21 protein-coding genes and 1 pseudogene are annotated in these 17,380 nt (G+C 41.9%); 18 read left to right on the top strand and 4 right to left on the bottom strand.

The features are described 5' to 3' along the window. The first annotated feature begins 31 nt into the window (after positions 1-31). The 4 genes from LI162_RS00525 (at position 32) to LI162_RS00510 (ending at position 4,074) form a co-directional block, all read left to right on the top strand. Entirely contained in the window at positions 32-1,081 is a 1,050-nt protein-coding gene (locus tag LI162_RS00525) for a galactitol-1-phosphate 5-dehydrogenase (protein WP_117540778.1), read from the top strand. A gap of 48 nt (positions 1,082-1,129) precedes the next feature. After that, positions 1,130-2,062 (top strand): 1-phosphofructokinase, encoded by a 933-nt coding sequence (gene pfkB, locus LI162_RS00520; RefSeq protein WP_055146401.1) that lies wholly within the window; start codon positions 1,130-1,132, stop codon positions 2,060-2,062. A 22-nt stretch (positions 2,063-2,084) separates the two neighbouring features. Continuing rightward, positions 2,085-3,089, top strand: a complete 1,005-nt coding sequence (locus LI162_RS00515) for an aldo/keto reductase (protein ID WP_015528207.1) — start codon at positions 2,085-2,087, stop codon at positions 3,087-3,089. Between the two features lie 256 nt (positions 3,090-3,345). Then, a complete protein-coding gene (locus LI162_RS00510; protein WP_227155445.1) occupies positions 3,346-4,074 on the top strand; it encodes a cell wall hydrolase in 729 nt (242 codons plus the stop codon). A 37-nt stretch (positions 4,075-4,111) separates the two neighbouring features. Here the strand turns inward: LI162_RS00510 and LI162_RS00505 are convergent, their stop codons facing one another. Next, positions 4,112-4,954, bottom strand: coding sequence for a YitT family protein (locus LI162_RS00505; RefSeq protein WP_015528205.1), 843 nt, complete (start codon positions 4,952-4,954; stop codon positions 4,112-4,114). 215 nt (positions 4,955-5,169) lie between these two features. Here LI162_RS00505 and LI162_RS00500 point away from each other — a divergent pair, with 215 nt between their 5' ends. After that, positions 5,170-5,868: a hypothetical protein gene (locus tag LI162_RS00500; protein ID WP_055172761.1), complete on the top strand. Its 699-nt coding sequence runs from the start codon at positions 5,170-5,172 to the stop codon at positions 5,866-5,868. A 64-nt stretch (positions 5,869-5,932) separates the two neighbouring features. Here LI162_RS00500 and LI162_RS00495 read toward each other — a convergent pair whose 3' ends face one another. Continuing rightward, entirely contained in the window at positions 5,933-6,346 is a 414-nt protein-coding gene (locus tag LI162_RS00495; RefSeq protein ID WP_226901048.1) for a C-GCAxxG-C-C family protein, read from the bottom strand. Between the two features lie 423 nt (positions 6,347-6,769). Between LI162_RS00495 and LI162_RS00490 the strand changes: the two genes are divergently transcribed. The 5 genes and pseudogenes from LI162_RS00490 to LI162_RS00470 all read left to right on the top strand — a co-directional run bounded on the left by LI162_RS00490 (position 6,770) and on the right by LI162_RS00470 (position 10,807). Then, positions 6,770-7,423, top strand: coding sequence for a response regulator transcription factor (locus LI162_RS00490; protein ID WP_227155443.1), 654 nt, complete (start codon positions 6,770-6,772; stop codon positions 7,421-7,423). A 1-nt stretch (position 7,424) separates the two neighbouring features. Next, on the top strand, positions 7,425-8,345 hold the full coding sequence (locus LI162_RS00485; RefSeq protein ID WP_227155441.1) for a sensor histidine kinase: 921 nt from the start codon (positions 7,425-7,427) through the stop codon (positions 8,343-8,345). Positions 8,346-8,446: 101 nt separating this feature from the next. After that, positions 8,447-8,944: pseudogene (locus tag LI162_RS00480) on the top strand (ABC transporter ATP-binding protein); the annotation flags it as partial. Between the two features lie 400 nt (positions 8,945-9,344). Then, positions 9,345-9,953, top strand: a complete 609-nt coding sequence (locus tag LI162_RS00475) for a hypothetical protein (protein WP_024852766.1) — start codon at positions 9,345-9,347, stop codon at positions 9,951-9,953. Further along, positions 9,950-10,807 carry a macro domain-containing protein gene (locus tag LI162_RS00470; RefSeq protein ID WP_021651979.1) on the top strand — a complete coding sequence of 286 codons (858 nt, stop codon included), beginning with the start codon at positions 9,950-9,952 and terminating at the stop codon, positions 10,805-10,807. The genes LI162_RS00475 and LI162_RS00470 overlap by 4 nt, the downstream gene beginning before the upstream one ends. A 149-nt stretch (positions 10,808-10,956) precedes the next feature. Here the strand turns inward: LI162_RS00470 and LI162_RS00465 are convergent, their stop codons facing one another. Together LI162_RS00465 and LI162_RS00460 are read right to left on the bottom strand one after the other, a co-directional pair. After that, a complete protein-coding gene (locus LI162_RS00465; RefSeq protein ID WP_021651980.1) occupies positions 10,957-11,211 on the bottom strand; it encodes a helix-turn-helix domain-containing protein in 255 nt (84 codons plus the stop codon). Between the two features lie 212 nt (positions 11,212-11,423). Then, a complete protein-coding gene (locus LI162_RS00460; protein ID WP_044961784.1) occupies positions 11,424-11,660 on the bottom strand; it encodes a helix-turn-helix domain-containing protein in 237 nt (78 codons plus the stop codon). 118 nt (positions 11,661-11,778) lie between these two features. On the opposite strand from LI162_RS00460, the gene LI162_RS00455 reads away from it, so the two are divergent. The 8 genes from LI162_RS00455 (at position 11,779) to LI162_RS00420 (ending at position 17,363) form a co-directional block, all read left to right on the top strand. Next, the gene (locus tag LI162_RS00455) at positions 11,779-12,180 is read left to right on the top strand and encodes a hypothetical protein (RefSeq protein ID WP_044961786.1); all 402 of its coding nucleotides are present in this window, start codon (positions 11,779-11,781) and stop codon (positions 12,178-12,180) included. Between the two features lie 61 nt (positions 12,181-12,241). Next, positions 12,242-12,559, top strand: coding sequence for a DUF5720 family protein (locus LI162_RS00450; RefSeq protein ID WP_044961788.1), 318 nt, complete (start codon positions 12,242-12,244; stop codon positions 12,557-12,559). Positions 12,560-12,669: 110 nt separating this feature from the next. Next, complete coding sequence (locus tag LI162_RS00445; RefSeq protein WP_021651984.1) at positions 12,670-13,578, top strand: ParM/StbA family protein; 909 nt, start codon at positions 12,670-12,672, stop codon at positions 13,576-13,578. Then, positions 13,575-13,850, top strand: coding sequence for a hypothetical protein (locus LI162_RS00440; RefSeq protein WP_021651985.1), 276 nt, complete (start codon positions 13,575-13,577; stop codon positions 13,848-13,850). The genes LI162_RS00445 and LI162_RS00440 overlap by 4 nt, the downstream gene beginning before the upstream one ends. 156 nt (positions 13,851-14,006) lie before the next feature. Next, positions 14,007-14,516, top strand: a complete 510-nt coding sequence (locus LI162_RS00435) for a hypothetical protein (RefSeq protein WP_009248030.1) — start codon at positions 14,007-14,009, stop codon at positions 14,514-14,516. 83 nt (positions 14,517-14,599) lie between these two features. After that, positions 14,600-15,889 carry a DNA (cytosine-5-)-methyltransferase gene (dcm, locus tag LI162_RS00430; RefSeq protein ID WP_064787015.1) on the top strand — a complete coding sequence of 430 codons (1,290 nt, stop codon included), beginning with the start codon at positions 14,600-14,602 and terminating at the stop codon, positions 15,887-15,889. A gap of 6 nt (positions 15,890-15,895) precedes the next feature. Beyond that, positions 15,896-16,855, top strand: coding sequence for an amidoligase family protein (locus LI162_RS00425; protein ID WP_021651988.1), 960 nt, complete (start codon positions 15,896-15,898; stop codon positions 16,853-16,855). A 10-nt stretch (positions 16,856-16,865) separates the two neighbouring features. Continuing rightward, positions 16,866-17,363 carry a gamma-glutamylcyclotransferase family protein gene (locus tag LI162_RS00420; RefSeq protein WP_021651989.1) on the top strand — a complete coding sequence of 166 codons (498 nt, stop codon included), beginning with the start codon at positions 16,866-16,868 and terminating at the stop codon, positions 17,361-17,363. Positions 17,364-17,380: the final 17 nt, after the last annotated feature.

Genomic DNA, 17,380 nt, shown 5'->3' with positions numbered 1-17,380 from the left:
AACAAAAGATCAAAAAAGGAGGATCTTGAAAATGAAAGCAGCAGTTGTATGCGCCAACGAAGACGTACAGTATCTTGATTACGAAGAACCGACACCGGGACCGGGCGAAGTTAAGGTCAAAGTAAAATGTTCCGGTATCTGTGGATCTGATATTCCACGAGTACTTCATAACGGAGTTCATTTCTATCCAATCGTACTTGGACATGAGTTCTCAGGAGATGTTGTAGAAGTAGGTGAAGGTGTAACAAAGGTTAAGGTTGGAGATCACGTATCCGGTGCACCGTTGAAACCATGTATGAAATGTGATGACTGCCAGAACGGAAACTTCTCTCTGTGCAAACATTACAGCTTTATTGGTTCCAGAGAGCAGGGATCCAATGCGGACTATGTAGTGATCCCAGAGCAAAATGCAGTTGTATATGATCCAGGCATTCCGTATGAACAGGCGGCCATGTTTGAGCCTGCCACTGTAGCTATCCACGGTGTATTCCAGAATGATTATCAGGGCGGACAGTATGTTGCAGTACTCGGCGGCGGAACAATCGGAATGTTTACAATGCAGTGGTGCAAGATCTTCGGATCAAAGAAAGTTGTAGTATTCGACATCAGTGATGAGAGACTTGAACTTGCGAAACGTCTTGGAGCTGACGAAGTTGTCAACACAACGAAAGAGAATTTTATGGAAGAGGCAATGGCGATCACAGGCGGCAAAGGATACGGATTTGTATTCGAGACAGCCGGACAGGTTCCAACCATGCATATGGCATTTGAACTTGCAGGAAATAAATCCCATGTATGCTTTATCGGAACACCGCATGTCAATCTTGAGTTCACACCGGCAATGTGGGAGAACATGAACCGTAAAGAGTTCAAACTGACAGGATCCTGGATGTCCTACAGCGCACCGTTCCCAGGCAAAGAGTGGGATTTGACAGCACATTACTTTGCAACAGGACAGCTGAAATTCGACAAAGGATTTATTTACAAAATGGTTCCGATGAGCCAGGCACAGGAAGCATTCCAGATGTTTAAGACACCGGGACTTGTACAGGGAAAAGTAATGCTTGTAAACGAAGATTAATCAGAGAGGGGGACAAGAGCTTTGATGTGTCAAAGCTCTGTACCGAATATGATACTTACAGTAACATTAAATGCAGCAATCGACAAAAGATATGTTGTGGAAGGCTATCAGGTCGGTGAAGTCAACCGTGTGAAAGAATGTGCCTACACACCGGGAGGAAAAGGATTAAATGTATCCAAGCCGGCGTCTATCGCAGGAGCGGAAGTGGTCGCGACAGGATTTGTCGGAGGTCATGCAGGAAATTATATCGAAGATGCACTGAAACCATTTGGAATCAAGAGCGAATTCTATCATCTGGAAGAAGAGAGCCGATCCTGTATCAACATCTGGGATGAAGTCAATCACGTGCAGACAGAATTTCTTGAGCCTGGATTCACGGTATCTGAGGAAGAATTTAAGGGATTCGAAAAACATTTCACAGAACTGGTGAAGAAAGCAGATGTTGTTGCTATGTCAGGAAGTGTTCCAAAAGGACTTGACGGAACAGCTTATCAGCGTCTTGTAAGAATCTGCAAAGAGGCAGGAAAGAAAGTCATCCTTGATACAAGTGGAAAACTGCTTGAGATGGGAATCGAGGCAAAGCCGACGATGATCAAGCCAAACATTGATGAGATCCGTATGTTGACAGGAAAAAGCTGCGACAACTTCCAGGACATGGTAGATGCGGCAAAACAGATTCATGCAGATGGAGTCGAGATCGTAGCAGTGTCACTCGGTGGAGACGGTTCCTTTGTCGTATGTGACGACGGAATCTTTCGCGCACGTGTGCCGAAGATCGATGCGGTAAACACAGTAGGATGCGGAGATTCCATGATCGCCGGGTTCGCTCTTGGACTTAGCGAGGGACTTTCTGTTGAAGAGACATTGAAGAAAGCAAGCGCAATCTCTGCGGCAGCAGCGCTCAGAGAAGAAACAGGATTCTTCGTAAAAGAAGATATGGAAAAGATCTATCCACAGGTGGAGATTGAGAAGATCGGTTAGATTAGATAAAAGGAGAATTATCATGGGTGAATTTATTAATCCGGCAGATGTGCCAAAAGTAAAATTCTACACAGGTGATGAAGCACCATGTATCGGAATGGGAACCTTTGGTTCCGACAGATTTACAGCAGATCAGATTGCTGAAGCAGTAGACGGAGCAATCAAAAGCGGATACCGCATGTTTGATTGTGCCGCATGCTACGGAAATGAACCGGAGATCGGTAAAGTATTTAAAAATGCATTTGATGAGGGAATCGTAGAACGTAAAGATCTCTTTATTATGACAAAAGTATGGAACGATATGCACGAACATGTCGAAGAAGCTTGCAAGAAAAGTATCGCAGATCTCCAGTGTGATTATGTGGATATGTATTATATTCACTGGCCATTCCCGAATTACCATGCACCAAAATGCGATGTAGAGTCAAGAAATCCGGATTCTAAACCATTCAGTGTGGAAGAATTCATGAATACATACAGACAGTGTGAAAAACTTGTCGAAGACGGATTGACAAGATTCATCGGAATCTCCAATATGACGATTCCGAAACTCGAAGCAGTACTTCCATTGATGAAGATCAAACCGGTTGCCTGTGAGCTCGAGATCCATCCTTGCTTCCAGCAACAGGAACTTTACGATTACCTCGTAGCACACGATATCCAGCCGGTAGGTTACATGCCGATCGGTTCTCCGATGAGACCGGAGAGAGATATGTGTCCGGAAGATGTAGCAGATCTGCAGACTCCGGTTATGCAGGAGATTGCGAAGGCTCATAACTGTCACCCGGCGATCATTGCACTGAAATGGGCAAGACAGAGAGGCGAGATTGCAATTCCGTTCTCACTTCACAATTATGTAAGCAACTTAAAAGCAATGACAGAAGATCCGCTGACAGAAGAAGAGATGGCGAAGATCGCAACACTCGAAAAAGGAAACCGCCTTGTAAAAGGACAGGTGTTCTTGTGGCATGGAGCAAAAGACTGGCATGATCTCTGGGATGAAGATGGAGAAATCGTGACATTGTAAAAAATGAGATAAAATGATGTTGAGAGATACAGTTCTTGTAGGAAGTTGAGACTTTTACAGGAGCTGTATTTTAGTAGAAAAAAGGATCGGATTTTCCGCATGAAATAAAAAAGTTGACATGCACACATTTTTATGATAATATATCGCTCGTAACATTTTTGTAATAAATGTAATAAAAATGAAAATAATGCATAGTATTAATAAAGAATAGCAATTAAATGGTAAAAATTATGCAACAAAATTGTTAGGAGGGTATATGAAATTTAATAAAAATAAAAGGATGTTTCTGGCGATGTATACAGCAATGATGAGTGCGGTCATGCTGACGGGATTTGCAAGTTCCACGGAAGCACAGGAGCAGAGTGCTGTAGAAGCAGAAGTGTCAACGGAGCCATCGGATCAGGAAGAAACTTTAGATGACACGCAGTCTGCCGGGGATGTAGGTACTGATTGGTGTGTATCACAGGAAGTGATCGATGTGCAGTCAGGGATGATCGAGAATGTGAAGATCGCGGCAGTTGAAGCGAAGATTGCTTATGAAGCAAAGCTGGAAGAAGAGAGACGTGCGGCGGAAGAAGCAGAACGGATCGCCAGAGAGAAGGCGGAGGCAGAAGCGGCAGCAGCGGCACAGGCAGAAGCAGCGGCTGCACAGCAGGCAGCAGAAAAAGAATTGCTGGCATCCCTGATCTTCTGTGAAGCGGGAAACCAGCCGTATGAAGGACAGGTTGCGGTTGGAGCGGTTGTAATGAACCGTATCAAGAGTTCCTCTTATCCGGATACGATGGAAGAAGTAATCTACCAGTCCGGTCAGTTCTCACCGGCAATGTCTGGATGGCTTGACCGCGTAAGAGCAAACCAGGGCTATACAGAAGCTGCGATGCAGGCGGCAGAAGATGCACTTGCAGGAAGCAATCCGATTGGAGATTGTCTGTATTTCAGTGTAGGCGGTTACGGAACACAGATCGGAGATCACTTATTTCATTAGAATGCTCCACTCACAACATCTGATCAAACAGAGTTGATCAGATACTGTGGAATCCTTTTCCGATAATCTCACTTGTATTAGAGATTAGAATAAACGCCTTTGGATCAGTAATCTTGATGAAATTACGCAGGCGGACAGCCTGGGTACGGTTGAGCGCAGTCAGGACGATCGCTTTGTCCTGACCGGAATAAGCACCCGTTGCGTGAAAAACGCTGGCACTGCGGTTCAGCTCATGAACGATGAAATCACAGATCGGTTCTGGGTCGTCACATACAACATTAAAATATTTGGACAAATTGAAGTTCTCGATAAAGGTGTCTACCATGAAAGAACGAATCGTAAGTCCGAGCAAAGAATATAATCCAGTTTTGATATCGAAGATAAAGAATCCGGCAATAGTGATCAACAGATCAGAAAGCATAAGAGCCGGTCCGATATTGAAGCTGGAATATTTTTTTAAAATCATAGCAATAATATCTGTACCGCCACTGGAACTGCCAATGTTGAACAAAATGGCAGAGCCAAGAGCAGGAAGTGCGATTGCAAAACAAAGCTCCAGCATCGGCTGGTCTGTCAAAGGAGCTTTCATCGGGCAGACGCGCTCCAGAAAAGAAAGCGTTACCGAGAGCAGAATACTGCAATAAGCTGTCTTAGCTGCGAATTTCTTACCAAGAACAATCATTCCGATCACCAGAAGCGTCATACTGGCAACAAAGTTGAAATCACCGGCTGTCATAAGTCCTGTCTTTGCAATAAGAACAGCAAGACCGGTGATACCGCCAAAGGTAAAGTTATTCGTGAACTTGAAAAAGTAGGTACCGATCGCCATGATCAGTGTGCTGACCGTCAGTAAAAGAAAATGCTTCCCCTTGTCTAACATAAATAAATTCCTCCCCAAAAGAAAAATGATAGCTTTTGTGTGCAACATCCAATCTAAAAAGCTGTCACAAATGTTTGCACATATGATTGTAAGCGTTGAAAAGTGAAAAGTCAACGCATGAAGTTATTCCAAAAAGGAAATACTGAAATTAAGCAAAGTACGAAAAACAGCATACAAAAATAGAAAGAAAAGCAACGAAAAGGAGGTTTTGGAGTGTGGAACCAGAAGTTAGAAATAAGCTGGATCTTGCAATAGAAATCCGTGACGTTTATGCAAGAGAGATTCTTGATTTCGCCGGGAATCCGGCTATTGAAGTGGAAGTGCTGGCAGGAGGAGAAATCATAGGAAAAGCGTCTATGGCAGGGAAAAATTATAGTAAAAAAGAGCAGACAGAAAAACAGCAGGTGCACATCGAAGAAAAAATTGAACTGCTTAACAGTCAGATCGCACCGGAAATAATCGGTGAAAATGTATTTGAACAAAGAAAGATTGATACAATTCTGAAAGAAAACGGAAATGAACAGACATCCTTTGCAATATCACTTGCAGTGGCGCGAGCAGCAGCGGCTGCAGAAAAGGTTCCGCTTTACAGGTATCTTGGAGGCGTACGTGCGGTACATCCAAGTATGCCGCAGCTGATCAGAAAAGAAGAAATTGAGATAGAAAAGATAAAAGAAATTAAGATAGATGAGAGTACAGTTCTTACGAAACTGTTCGAAAGAATACTGAAAGAACAGAATGAAGGGAATAAAATGATTCTCAGTCAGGAAACAGCAGGAACAGAAGACAGCTTTCTGGTAGATCTTGCAGTTGCAGCGAATATTACGATGATCTTGGTTGAAAACAGAGAAAGCGCTTATTATACAGTACTGAACAATCGATTGTTACAACTGGAAGAGAAGATCAGTGGATGAGGCAATCTCAAGAGATCAGGGAGAAATAAATAATGGGAGCATAGCTCCCAATTATTTAGCAACTTTATTTTACACTCTCTAAATACATTTCTGTCAGTTCAACAGCATCTGCAATACACTGAGAACATGGGACAACTTTCCCCTTTCCAGAGACTCCCTTTAGGTCACGACAATAATAGGTTCCGTTCTTTTGGCGGAATTTTTCTGCAAATTCTTTTGTTTTCTTATAGGTATCTGCTTTTGTAGCTTTTCCATTTTCAAGATTTCCAATGCTGTTATCCATTCCAATAACCATCATCATACCGGTTACAGCTCCGCACATGTCCATCATGCCCATGCCAAATCCGAATCCCTCAGAGATTTTAAACATTGTTTCCTGGTCTATACCAAATTCCTCACAGAAAGAACAGGCTACAGCCTGTGCACAGTTATACCCTTTGTCATGTAGTTCTAATGCTTTTTCCACTTTTGTACTCATTTTTTTCTCCTTGTGTTTAGAAATTCCAACTTATTTCTTTGATTTCAAATTGTTTTTATTATAACGCCCTTTTCTATTTATGACAATTAGTATTATGGATTTCAACAGAGGAAGGTGATGCTTTGAATGATTTCTGGTTACTGTTCACACGATGTGCGACCAGCAACGCATCTCGCCATTTTAAATCGCCTTTGGCGATGGGCGAGATGCATTCAAGCCAAAACATACATCCTCCGTGTCAATCAGCGAAGTGATTGACACGGGAGTGAACAGTAACGATTTCTGAACATCTCCCTTCATATTATTGTGTAAAAAGCTTGTATTGGAAGGAAGATATGTGTATTTTTATATTATATGATGATACCAGGATTGTGGGAGTGCATTGCACGAAACAATCCGTAGGTATCATAGTTGGAGGCGTGTATGAGAATAGGAATTATAGAAGATGACAATTTGTTGAGAAAAGCATTGGATACATCCTTGAAAAATCAAGGTTATACAACGATTCTTGCTGGTTCGAGAAAAGAAGCAATTAAAAATATAGATAGTTCTGTAGATTTGTTGATCGTAGATATTGGATTACCGGATGGAGATGGAATAAATCTATATCAGGAACTTCAAAAAAACGGAAGAATTCCAGCTATTTTTTTGACTGCAAAAGATGACGAAAAAGATATGTTAAAAGCGTTTGATACAGGAGCAGATGATTATGTGGTTAAACCATTTTCAATAAAAGTATTGTTAAAGCGTATTGAAGTTGTGCTAAAGAGAAAATCAAATGAAAATATTTTTATGTGCGGACAGGTTATGTTATATTCCGATAGAAAACAGGTTTTTGTTGGAGAGACGGAAATATCTTTGACACTCAAAGAGTATCAGCTTTTAGAATATTTTATTATGAACCAGAACCAGGTTCTTACAAAAGAGATGATAATGGAAAATATATGGGGAATCGATAGTGAATTCATTGATCTCAACACAATTAGCGTTATGATCAGCAGATTGAAAAAGAAATTGAATGATTCATCGAATGTTATCAGTAATGTATTTGGAATGGGATATAGAATGGGAGAGTAGCATGGCTGTAGCAATTTTTACAGTACTTTTAATAGGTTTCATACTCGGAGGAAGCACTGTATATTTAGTTGAAAATCATTTGAGAACAAATGAAATGAATAAAATATATAAATTGACTGAATCCTTAATAAACGGCAATGAATTAGATGGTTCTGATATAGGGCAAGAAACGATCTATTCTAAAACGACCAATCAATTAATCCGTTTACAGGAAATATTGGAAGGAAGAAGGAAAGAGGCTGAAAAAAGTAAATATGAGATACAGAAATTAATTTCTGAGATTGCGCATCAACTAAGGACACCGCTGGCGAATATAAAAAATTATACAGAATTGCTGCAAGAGTCATTAAATGAAACTCAAGAAACATTGAATACAGAATACATAAAAGACTTGCGAACAAGTGAAGAACAATTATGTTTTTTGGTGGAGAGCTTTATAAAAACTGCCCGATTAGAGCAGGGAATCATACAAGTTCACACTCAAAAAGAAAATCTTGTTGAAACGATTCTAAATGCGTTGGGGCAAATACAGAAAAAGGCAGAAGAGAAAGATATCTATTTTCAAGTAGAATTGCCAGAGAAAATCATTTGCGAACATGATAAAAACTGGATGTGTGAGGCCCTTTATAATGTGTTTGATAATGCAGTCAAATATAGCAAAAGCAACAGCACGATCAATATCACAATGAAACAAACCGAAATGTTTTATAAGATTCAGATAAGAGATTATGGAATCGGGATAAGAGATGGAGAAGAAAATAAAATTTTTCAAAGATTTTATCGAGGTGAGCAGGCAAGAGGGCAGGAAGGGTGCGGAATTGGTTTATATCTTTCCAGAGAGATTGTTCTATTACAAAAAGGGATGATGAAAGCAAAACAAATGAAGCCAGGGCTGCTTATAGAAGTAAATCTTCCGGTATAGACAGTTCATATGCAGCGTGTAAGAAGTTTGTAAGATGTAACATGTAAAATAGATTATGGCTGAGTTGAAGGTAGCATTTACGAAAGGAGTTTACAGAAAAGATGGATATAATCAAAGCCATGAATCTAAAAAAATATTATACATCCGATACATATGAAGTGCGTGCCTTAGATGGTGTGTCATTAATGGTGGAAGAGGGCGAATTTATAGCGGTTGTTGGTACGTCCGGATGTGGAAAGACAACACTTATGAACATGTTAGGAGGTCTTGACATTCCGGATTTTGGAGGTGTCTGGATCAGAAATACAAGTTTAAAAGATCTTAACAAGGAAGAAAGAACAATATTCAGAAGAAGAAATATCGGATTTGTATTCCAACAATACAATTTAATTCCTTCGCTTAGTATACGCGAAAACATAGTTCTTCCGATGCGACTTGACGGTAAGGAAATCGATATAGATTTCTTTAATGAAATTGTAGAAATACTTGGATTAAAAGATAAATTAGAACGTTTTCCATCAACACTGTCCGGTGGACAGCAACAGAGAGTTTCTATAGCACGGGCATTGTTGACGAAACCGGCAATTGTCCTGGCGGATGTAAACTGAACCCCATGTGCTTACTGTACATAGCGTGTACACAGTAGAATTACATGACAATATAGGTACATGATACACAAGTAATGAGAAAAAATGTGTATGGAGTAGGAAGAAAGTAATGATATCTGGTATGAGGAAAGACATCCTTGTAGCAGGTTTTTTAAATTAAAGTTCTTGTTTATGATTTTTAATTTTGGATATGTTATCTCGGATTTCAGAAGTTATTAAGTACTTATGATTTAATGAAGTTTAAGGTATATTTTGAATGAGGATATTGGTTAGAAAGGTCAAGAATTTTTAGCAAATAGTTACTTGTAATAACAGTTAATTAGTAGTACAATATCATTAGCACTCGTCCTGGTTGAGTGCTAATAACGATGAAGACTGGGAGGACACATATATGAGTAAACAAGTATACATAAGTGCAGACTATTCTGAAAATGATGGAGATCGTGAAGTTGTGAAAGAATTAAATAAATGGGGACAGGATAATCTTCATAAAGTTGATTTTATTGATATGTCTCAAGTGGCATCTGGAAGTGTATCAAAAGATTCTGATTGTCGAATATGTGATTTGAAAAAAGAGTTTAATGCTCAAATTAATGCTTCATCAGCAGTTATATTTGTGGTTGGGGATAAAACAGCATTACGTACAGCGGGGAGTTCTTGTAGAAGGGTAAACAATAGTCAAAGTTTGTGTAGTTGTACACCTTATAAGCAGAATACAAATGGAACGAAGCCTTGTAAAGTAGCTTTTACATCTACTCCAGGTGAAAATGATGATGTAGGATGCATTAATTCATACTCATATTTGAAACATGAATTTAAACAAGCTGAAAAACGAAATAAAAAAATTATTATAGTTTATAATTCATCAAGGAAAGAATCGACCTGGCTTCCTTCTTATATGAAAGCGTATGAAAAAGAAGCGAGACCTTTTTGGACTAAAAATATTTTAGGGGACAAGGTAGGTGATTACTCGTATATAAAAGAGGTGCTTGGTTTTTGAGTAATTTATTTAAAAAGAGTGCAGCATATGCTTTTGCAATTATTTCAGCAGTTTTTACCTTTGTTCCAGAAGCTGTCTTTCAAAAGATTACGTTGATTCCAAAAGAATCTTTTGAACAATTTGCGTGGATTTATATAAATATTTCAGAAATTAATATTATCATAAATCGTATGTTGGCTTTTGCGCTTGTATGGGGGATTGTAGCAGTTATATATGGAATCTATCTATGTTTACGAAAAAAAGTTAGCATGAAGGGGGATAATTATCAGATTACAGTTGAATACGGTGATTTGCTTAAAATAAAAAAATGTAAGAAGGTAATTACCTTTGATGAATGTTTTTCAACAAAGGTAGGAGATGCGCCTGCTGATATAAAACCAACGTCTATTTGTGGACAATATTTAAAGAGCAACCCCAATTTAAATATTCAATCATTAATATCTGGTTCGCAACTAAATCCTATCAAGAGCAGATCGAAGTATCAAAATAAGGAAAGGTATGAGTCAGGCAGAATAGTGCCAAATGGAGATGACTTATTATTGGCATTTGCTAAATTAGATAAAAAGGGATTGGGGAGATTAACACGTGATGAATATTTGGAATGTCTGACGATATTGTGGGAGGAAATAGATACATATTATGGGCAGACAGATGTATGTATACCTATTTTAGGATCAGGATTAACTCGTTTTGATGGCGGATCGGGGGCATCAATTTCTCAACAGGAATTACTTAATATGATGATTTGGTCTTATAAGTTAAGTTCTCATAAAATAAAATTGCCGCATAAATTAAGGATAATCTGTAAAAAGAGTGGAGATTTTTCGCTAAATAAAATTGATTCTCAAATATAGTGTGATAAAAAGAACATTATTTGTTAAATTTCTTGAGTAAGGATATGATCAAGGATTTTCATTGAATATAGATTAAAAATTTGAGAGTTGGTTATTGTACAATTAATGAGTTAGTATAAAGAAGAGTCATAGTCTCTGGTCAAAGAGTGCTATGACTTTTCTTTTCCCTCGATGAGATACTCATAGGAAACATTAAAAATTTCAGTAAGCGCTTTTAATTCTACATCTGTGACGTAGCGCTTATTAGTCTCAATTCTGGTGATTACATTTTTATCCATATCATACCCATTCAGCTGAAGCTGGTAGGCTAAGAGCCTCTGTGACATATTATGCTGACGGCGGAGCTCAATGAGCCTTTGGCTGATCAGGTTTTTCTCCCCGGTGGATGTTTTCGGTTTCGGCATATTTCTAATCCCTCCTGCAAATAGTGTTGGCAGGGTTGTCTCACTTTTTGCACTTTTTCTATTGATTTTACATGGGATTAGGAATACAATCGGTTGTAAAAGTGAGACAAATATACCAAAATAAAATGAGAGAATTAGTTGGAGAAAAACGGAGAGAATAAGAAAAAAGTGATCGTACCAGAGAAAATTTAAGAAGTGACTGCTTTTCCGGTTTAGAGAAGTCCGGAAAAGAACGCATTGATATCGGTATGGAAGATTTTAGCAAGGGCAACAAGTTCCGATATCTTGATGTTCATGCGGTTGGTTTCCAGCTTGGCATAGGTGCTTTTGGACATAGAAATTCCCATCAGGTTCAATTTTGCAATGACCTGATCTTGAGTAAGTTTATTCGCATAACGGATGGATTGTATATTTTTGCCGATATCCATATCTGGTCTGATTTTCTGCATCATAAAGTCCTCACATTTTCATAATATTTCGCAATAAAGAAACTTTATATTGATTTTACTGGGTTCACTTTTTATAATGTTTCGTAATAAGGAATTATTTACAAGAAGGGTGATGGGTATGCACCAAAAGGATATGGAACGGTTTGCTTTCCTGTTTTTATGCGGGAAGCGTGACAGGGAAATCTTATTGGGAAAAGAAAAGATGACGTTTTCAGACTTGGACAGGCTGACGTATGTGACAGATTTTTTAGGGCTAAACTTGTATAACCTGGAAATCTGGAATGAGTATGCAGGACAGTTTGGCGAACAGTTTCGGCAGTTGGAATTGCTATATGATGAGACTTGTAGCATCATGTCTTGGGAGTCGACAGAAGCAGATGAGCATCTGCATGAGCGATGGATCCGGGAATTTTGCATCCAGGTACCGGATAAGGAAATTCGGAAACAGCTGGAACAAATTATAAAACAACAATATCAGGAACAAGGGATGGTAGATCCCACAGAGACAGACATCGTATAGGTGCCTGTCTTTTTTTCGCAGAAAATTAGGGAAAAGATTTCGAAGGGAGGTGATAGGAAACGTGAGTATCAGTATCCATGAGTTACTGGCAGTAGCCAGGGAATCGGAAGGTGTGAAGGCAGTGAAGGGTGATGCCATACTGTGTGAGAAACGCTTTGCACCGGATACCCGATATATGGTGGAGTTTTTGTTGTTGGAGCAAAAGGAATGGTTCGGGGAAAAGGGAGAGTATCATCGCTATTTCCTGACAAAGGAAGCGTACCGTGAACTGATCGATCTGCAGAATCAGGAAGTCCTGCGATTTCAAAAGCAGGCGCTTGTTTTAGAGGGAACGCTGCATTATCTTCCAGCCCAGGCATTTGTCCGGGACCAGGAGTAGGAAGCTTAACAGGCTGGAAAAGAAAACATCTTTGCCGGAGCATAGCTCCGAGTCCGGGAGCTCTTTCACCGGAAATTTCTATAGAGCGAGAAAGAAGGGAGTGGTAAGCAATGATCATTGGAATCGACCACGGATATTATGCCATTAAAACAAAACAGGTGTGTTTCCCAACGGGACTGATGCGGTACACCTATGAACCTTATACCATGCAGAATGTTCTCCAATACGGCGGTGCTTATTATGTGTGTGGGACGGGGCGGCAGACTTTAGTGAAGGACAAGACTGCCAATGATAATTATTATCTTTTGACGTTGGCTGCACTGGCACAGGAGATTCGGAAACGAAAAGGGGAGAAAACTGCCAAGGTTGTTCTTGCAGCCGGACTTCCCCTTGCCGGGTTTGGAAGGGAAAAACAGAAATTTAAGGAATATCTGTTTCGGAAGGAACAGCCTGTCCGCTTTTTCTACGAGGGGGAACGCTATGAAATCCAGATTGAGGATGTGAAACTGTTCCCCCAGGGGTACTCTGCACTAGCCCTTTATCCGGAATACTTAAAAGATGAACCCTCTGTTCTTCTTGTGGATATTGGAGGCTGGACAGTAGATTTGATGCGTCTTGATAATGCGGTTCCCAATGCGGCTACCTGCAGAAGCCTGGAACTGGGTGTTATCCGTTGCATGGATGAGATTTTAGAGCAGGTGCGCAGAAACACCGGGCTGTCCGTAACGGAGACACAGATCGAGCGTGTTCTGAATGGAAAGCCCTGCAGTATGCCTGCAGAAGTTGTGTCTTTGATTGAGAAACAGGGCAGGCTTTACATTGAAAAGATACTGTCTGCGATCACCGAGGCAGGCTTTGATCTGCGGGCAGTCCCTTCCGTTTTCATGGGAGGCGGTGCTGCTATTTTCCAGCACCGTGTAAGCACCCAGGACCTCCTGTGTCGCCCGATTTACCTCACAGACGTCCATGCCAACGCAGCCGGATATGAACGGATTGTGGGGCAGATGAGGACGCTGTGAGCCGCCCGGTCTTTTCCTTTCGCCCAAACCTTAAGAACCCGGAGCATGAAAAAGCGTGGCAGATTTTAATGGAAGTTCCAAAAGGACAGAGGAATCAGTATCTGGTGGATGTGATTTTGGAAAAAGAAGAGCGGGAAACTTTGCGGAAACTGATTCAGGAGACGGTTCGGGAAGAATTGAAAAGTGGCAGTATGGAACGATTGCCAGCATGTGAAAAGGAAGAAATTCCAGATCAGATGCTGGATTTTTTATTTCAGATGGAGCAGGAGTAAAGGGGGTGAGGCCTATGGGCAAGGAAAGTATGGCATTGTTGGATATGCTTGGGTTTTGCATACATTTGACATGGATTCTTTAGTGGGTATTGTGAATAGCTTTCTTTCAAATTTTGGAGTATGTTGTGTATAACAAAACGAAAGGGGAAAACGCTTATGGCAGAGATGAAGAACATATGCGGAAAGATCCCGGTGGAATTACATGAGAAGGTACGAGCCGAGATCGAAGAAAGGGAAACAAGTACACAGATCTTTATCCGGCAGGTGATCGAAGAACACTTTAACAGACTGGAGAACAAAGGAGAAGAAAGCATGGAAAAAAGAACATTAGCAGTACAGGTCACAGAGGAATTATTCCAGAGAGTCAAATGGGCAGTCACAAAGGAAGGCATCAAACAGAAAGATTTTATCATCCGCATCATCGAAAAAGCGGTGGAAGAGGTAGAAGCCAAATGGAAGGAACTGGAACAGCCGGAAGAAAACGCAGAAACAGATAGACTGGAAGAAGCAAAAGAAACTGCGGAAGATGTCTATGAAGAAGAGACTACCGAAGCGGAAACCGAAACAGTGGAAGCCGCAGAGGAAGAGGCGGATGCAGAAATTTCTGAGGATGCAGAGGAAGAAGAGATTCCGGAATCCGGGGAAGAAACCGAAGAGATCGCATAATGCCAAACAAATAGAACTATAAAACCAGCAGGCGGTGTGGGAGAAAAACCATGCCGCCTGTTTTTTTTATTCAGCAAAGGAGGTTGATAGCCGCAACCATTCGATTTTTTGATTTATTCAGCGGGATCGGGGGATTCCGGGAAGGGTTAAGACGTGCAGGCGGTTTTACCTGTGTGGGACACTGCGAGGTGGATGCTTATGCGGATAAGAACTACCGATTGCTGTTCGACACAGAAGGGGAGTGGTTTTGCAATGACGCAAGAACAATCGAAACTGAACGAATGCCGGACTTTGATCTTTTGTGTGCAGGATTTCCTTGCCAGGCATTCTCTATCGCCGGAAAGCGGGAAGGATTTGCAGATGCCAGAGGAACTCTGTTCTTCGAGATTGCCAGACTGGTTGCAGACAAGCGACCTGCGTATTTCATCCTTGAAAATGTTCCCGGACTGCTTTCGCATGACAAAGGCAGGACGTTTCACACCATCCTCAGTACGTTATCTGAGCTGGGGTACGGTGTGGAATGGAAAGTGCTTAACAGCAAGGATTTTGGAGTCCCCCAATCCAGAAAACGGGTGTATATTGTCGGATATCTTGATCGACGATGTGCCGGAAAAATATTACCTTTCCCAACAGCAAATGGAACGCCTCTTGTACAAATCCAGACAGGAAGGCAAGGGGAACGGATCTACAAAGCCGAAGGGTTAAGCTGTACCCTGACTTCCGGAGCCGGAGGTGTGGGTGGTAAGACAGGGTTGTATGAAGTGGGTGTTCCTATTAAGGAGAATACAAAGCAGGGATATAAGATGGCGTATCCAGGCGACAGCATTGACTTAGGATATGCAGGACTGAACACCAGAAGAGGGCGTGTGGGGCATCAGATCGCCCATACCCTTACCACAGGAATCCAGCAGGGAACGCTTCATTTTGTGGATCTGTCTCCGCCGCCTCTTGTCACAGAGCAGTGCAGGTGTCTGAATACCAGACAGTCCGGCATCCATAATCATAAAGGGGAATGCTCTGGTGTCTTAAAAGAGGAAGGCGCCAGGGCAGTGCTGACTCCGGGAAGAGAAGAAACTCGGCAGAATGGCCGGAGGATGAAGGAGCCGGAAGAGCCGATGTTCACCATTACTGCCACGGACCGGCATGGAGTTGCCTATCGGGGCAGAATCCGGAGGCTGGTGCCAAGGGAGTGTCTGCGGCTGCAGGGCTTTTATGACTGGCAGATTGACCGTATAGAACAGGAGACTTCGGACAGCCAGCTTTATAAACAGGCTGGAAATGGAGTGACCGTCAACGTGATCGAAGCCATCGGAACGCTTCTTCGGCAGGCAGATGCAGAAATCCGGGCAGAGGATGAAAAGACAAAGAGGTAAGGCAGTATGGCAATTGGAATTCAGGATCAATATTTCGGTACAGAGATTGAGATGACAGGAATCACCAGGCAGAGGGCTGCGGAGAAAGTAGCAGAACTGTTTGGAACAAGGGCAGTTTGCGACGGTGGATATTATGGGGTCTGGTCTGTGACAGATCAGGAAGGAAAGAAGTGGAAGTTCATGTATGATGGAAGCATCTATACGGAACGCAGAGAGCGTGGACGCATGGTTCGTGCCGGAAGTGAATACAGCACCGAAATGGTCAGTCCGAAACTGTCCTATGGAGAAATGGGAAAGCTGCAGGAAGTGGTGCGGTGTCTCAGACATCATGGGGCAAAGGTAAATGCATCCTGCGGGCAGCATGTGCATGTGGACGCTTCCAATCACACACCAAGAAGCCTCAAAAATGCTATGACCATTATGTATTCCAAAGAGGACATCCTGTTCAAGGCATTGAGGGTACAGACATCAAGGGAACAGGAGTATTGCCAGAAGGTGCGCCCCATTGTGTTGGAGAAGATCCGCCGGATGCCAAACAGCACCATTTCCATGGAAAAGTTGAAACGGGTATGGTATGGGGGCAGGGATGGAAGTCAGAATCATTATGACAGCACCCGGTACTATGCGTTGAACCTTCATGCAGTGTTTTCCAAAGGAACTTTGGAGTGGAGATGTTTTGAGAGTACCCTCCATGCAGGAAAAGTGCGGGCAAATATTACCCTGGCTCTTGCTATTTCCGCCCAGGCCATCAATCAGAAATGCACCCAGATGCGGAAAACGGAGATCACAGAGAATCCGGCATTTACCTTCCGTACCTTTTTATTGCGGCTGGGGCTCATTGGCCCGGAATATAAAAATGTCCGGGAACATCTGCTTGCCAATCTGGAGGGTGACAGAGCATGGAGATATGACCGCAGTACCTATGAATGTTTGAATCGAAATCATCGGGCAGAGGATGCCCGTTAGGAGGTAAGAGATGAAAGAAACCTATTATTTTGCCTATGGCAGCAACATGAACTTAGACCAGATGGCGTACCGCTGTCCGGCAGCTTCCGTAGTGGAGAATGTCAAGCTGGAGGGATACCGCCTGACCTTTTGTGGCAGGGGGAAAGGAAGCGGTGTTGCCACTATTTTGCCGGAAGAGGGCAGCCAGGTGGAAGGGGTGCTTTGGAAGATCACACCGGAGTGTGAAAAAAGCCTGGACTTTTATGAAGGGTATCCCCACCTGTATGGGAAGGAGCCTGTTCTTGTTCAGGGAAAGGATGGTGTGAAGCGGGAAGTCATGGCATATACCATGAATGCACCCTATAAGGATCAGCCTGCCATCCCCTCGGATCTTTATTTTATGGGAATCGTGGAAGGCTGCCATCAGAATGGGATTTCCAGCCGATCTATAACCGATGCGCTAAAGCGTACAAGACAGGAAGTGGGAAAGCAAAAAGCCAGTCACAAGAAAACAGAAGTCAGTAGATAACAAAGCCGCAGGGGAAA

Origin of the sequence: Mediterraneibacter sp. 210702-DFI.3.120 (assembly GCF_020561005.1) — a bacterium.
GTDB classification, from domain to species: Bacteria; Bacillota; Clostridia; order Lachnospirales; family Lachnospiraceae; genus Mediterraneibacter; species Mediterraneibacter faecis.
The sequence above is the reverse complement of the archived record's forward strand: the minus strand, read 5'-3'. Positions and strand labels throughout refer to the sequence as shown.

Coding starts and splice junctions, on each gene's coding strand:
- LI162_RS00445 (WP_021651984.1), top strand. CDS start 12,670: ATGATCATTGGAATCGACCACGGATATTATGCCATTAAAACAAAACAG.
- LI162_RS00435 (WP_009248030.1), top strand. CDS start 14,007: ATGGCAGAGATGAAGAACATATGCGGAAAGATCCCGGTGGAATTACAT.
- pfkB (WP_055146401.1), top strand. CDS start 1,130: ATGATACTTACAGTAACATTAAATGCAGCAATCGACAAAAGATATGTT.
- LI162_RS00495 (WP_226901048.1), bottom strand. CDS start 6,346: ATGAGTACAAAAGTGGAAAAAGCATTAGAACTACATGACAAAGGGTAT.
- LI162_RS00510 (WP_227155445.1), top strand. CDS start 3,346: ATGAAATTTAATAAAAATAAAAGGATGTTTCTGGCGATGTATACAGCA.
- LI162_RS00460 (WP_044961784.1), bottom strand. CDS start 11,660: ATGCAGAAAATCAGACCAGATATGGATATCGGCAAAAATATACAATCC.
- LI162_RS00515 (WP_015528207.1), top strand. CDS start 2,085: ATGGGTGAATTTATTAATCCGGCAGATGTGCCAAAAGTAAAATTCTAC.
- LI162_RS00425 (WP_021651988.1), top strand. CDS start 15,896: ATGGCAATTGGAATTCAGGATCAATATTTCGGTACAGAGATTGAGATG.
- LI162_RS00505 (WP_015528205.1), bottom strand. CDS start 4,954: ATGTTAGACAAGGGGAAGCATTTTCTTTTACTGACGGTCAGCACACTG.
- LI162_RS00465 (WP_021651980.1), bottom strand. CDS start 11,211: ATGCCGAAACCGAAAACATCCACCGGGGAGAAAAACCTGATCAGCCAA.
- LI162_RS00420 (WP_021651989.1), top strand. CDS start 16,866: ATGAAAGAAACCTATTATTTTGCCTATGGCAGCAACATGAACTTAGAC.
- LI162_RS00455 (WP_044961786.1), top strand. CDS start 11,779: ATGCACCAAAAGGATATGGAACGGTTTGCTTTCCTGTTTTTATGCGGG.
- LI162_RS00490 (WP_227155443.1), top strand. CDS start 6,770: ATGAGAATAGGAATTATAGAAGATGACAATTTGTTGAGAAAAGCATTG.
- LI162_RS00525 (WP_117540778.1), top strand. CDS start 32: ATGAAAGCAGCAGTTGTATGCGCCAACGAAGACGTACAGTATCTTGAT.
- LI162_RS00485 (WP_227155441.1), top strand. CDS start 7,425: ATGGCTGTAGCAATTTTTACAGTACTTTTAATAGGTTTCATACTCGGA.
- LI162_RS00475 (WP_024852766.1), top strand. CDS start 9,345: ATGAGTAAACAAGTATACATAAGTGCAGACTATTCTGAAAATGATGGA.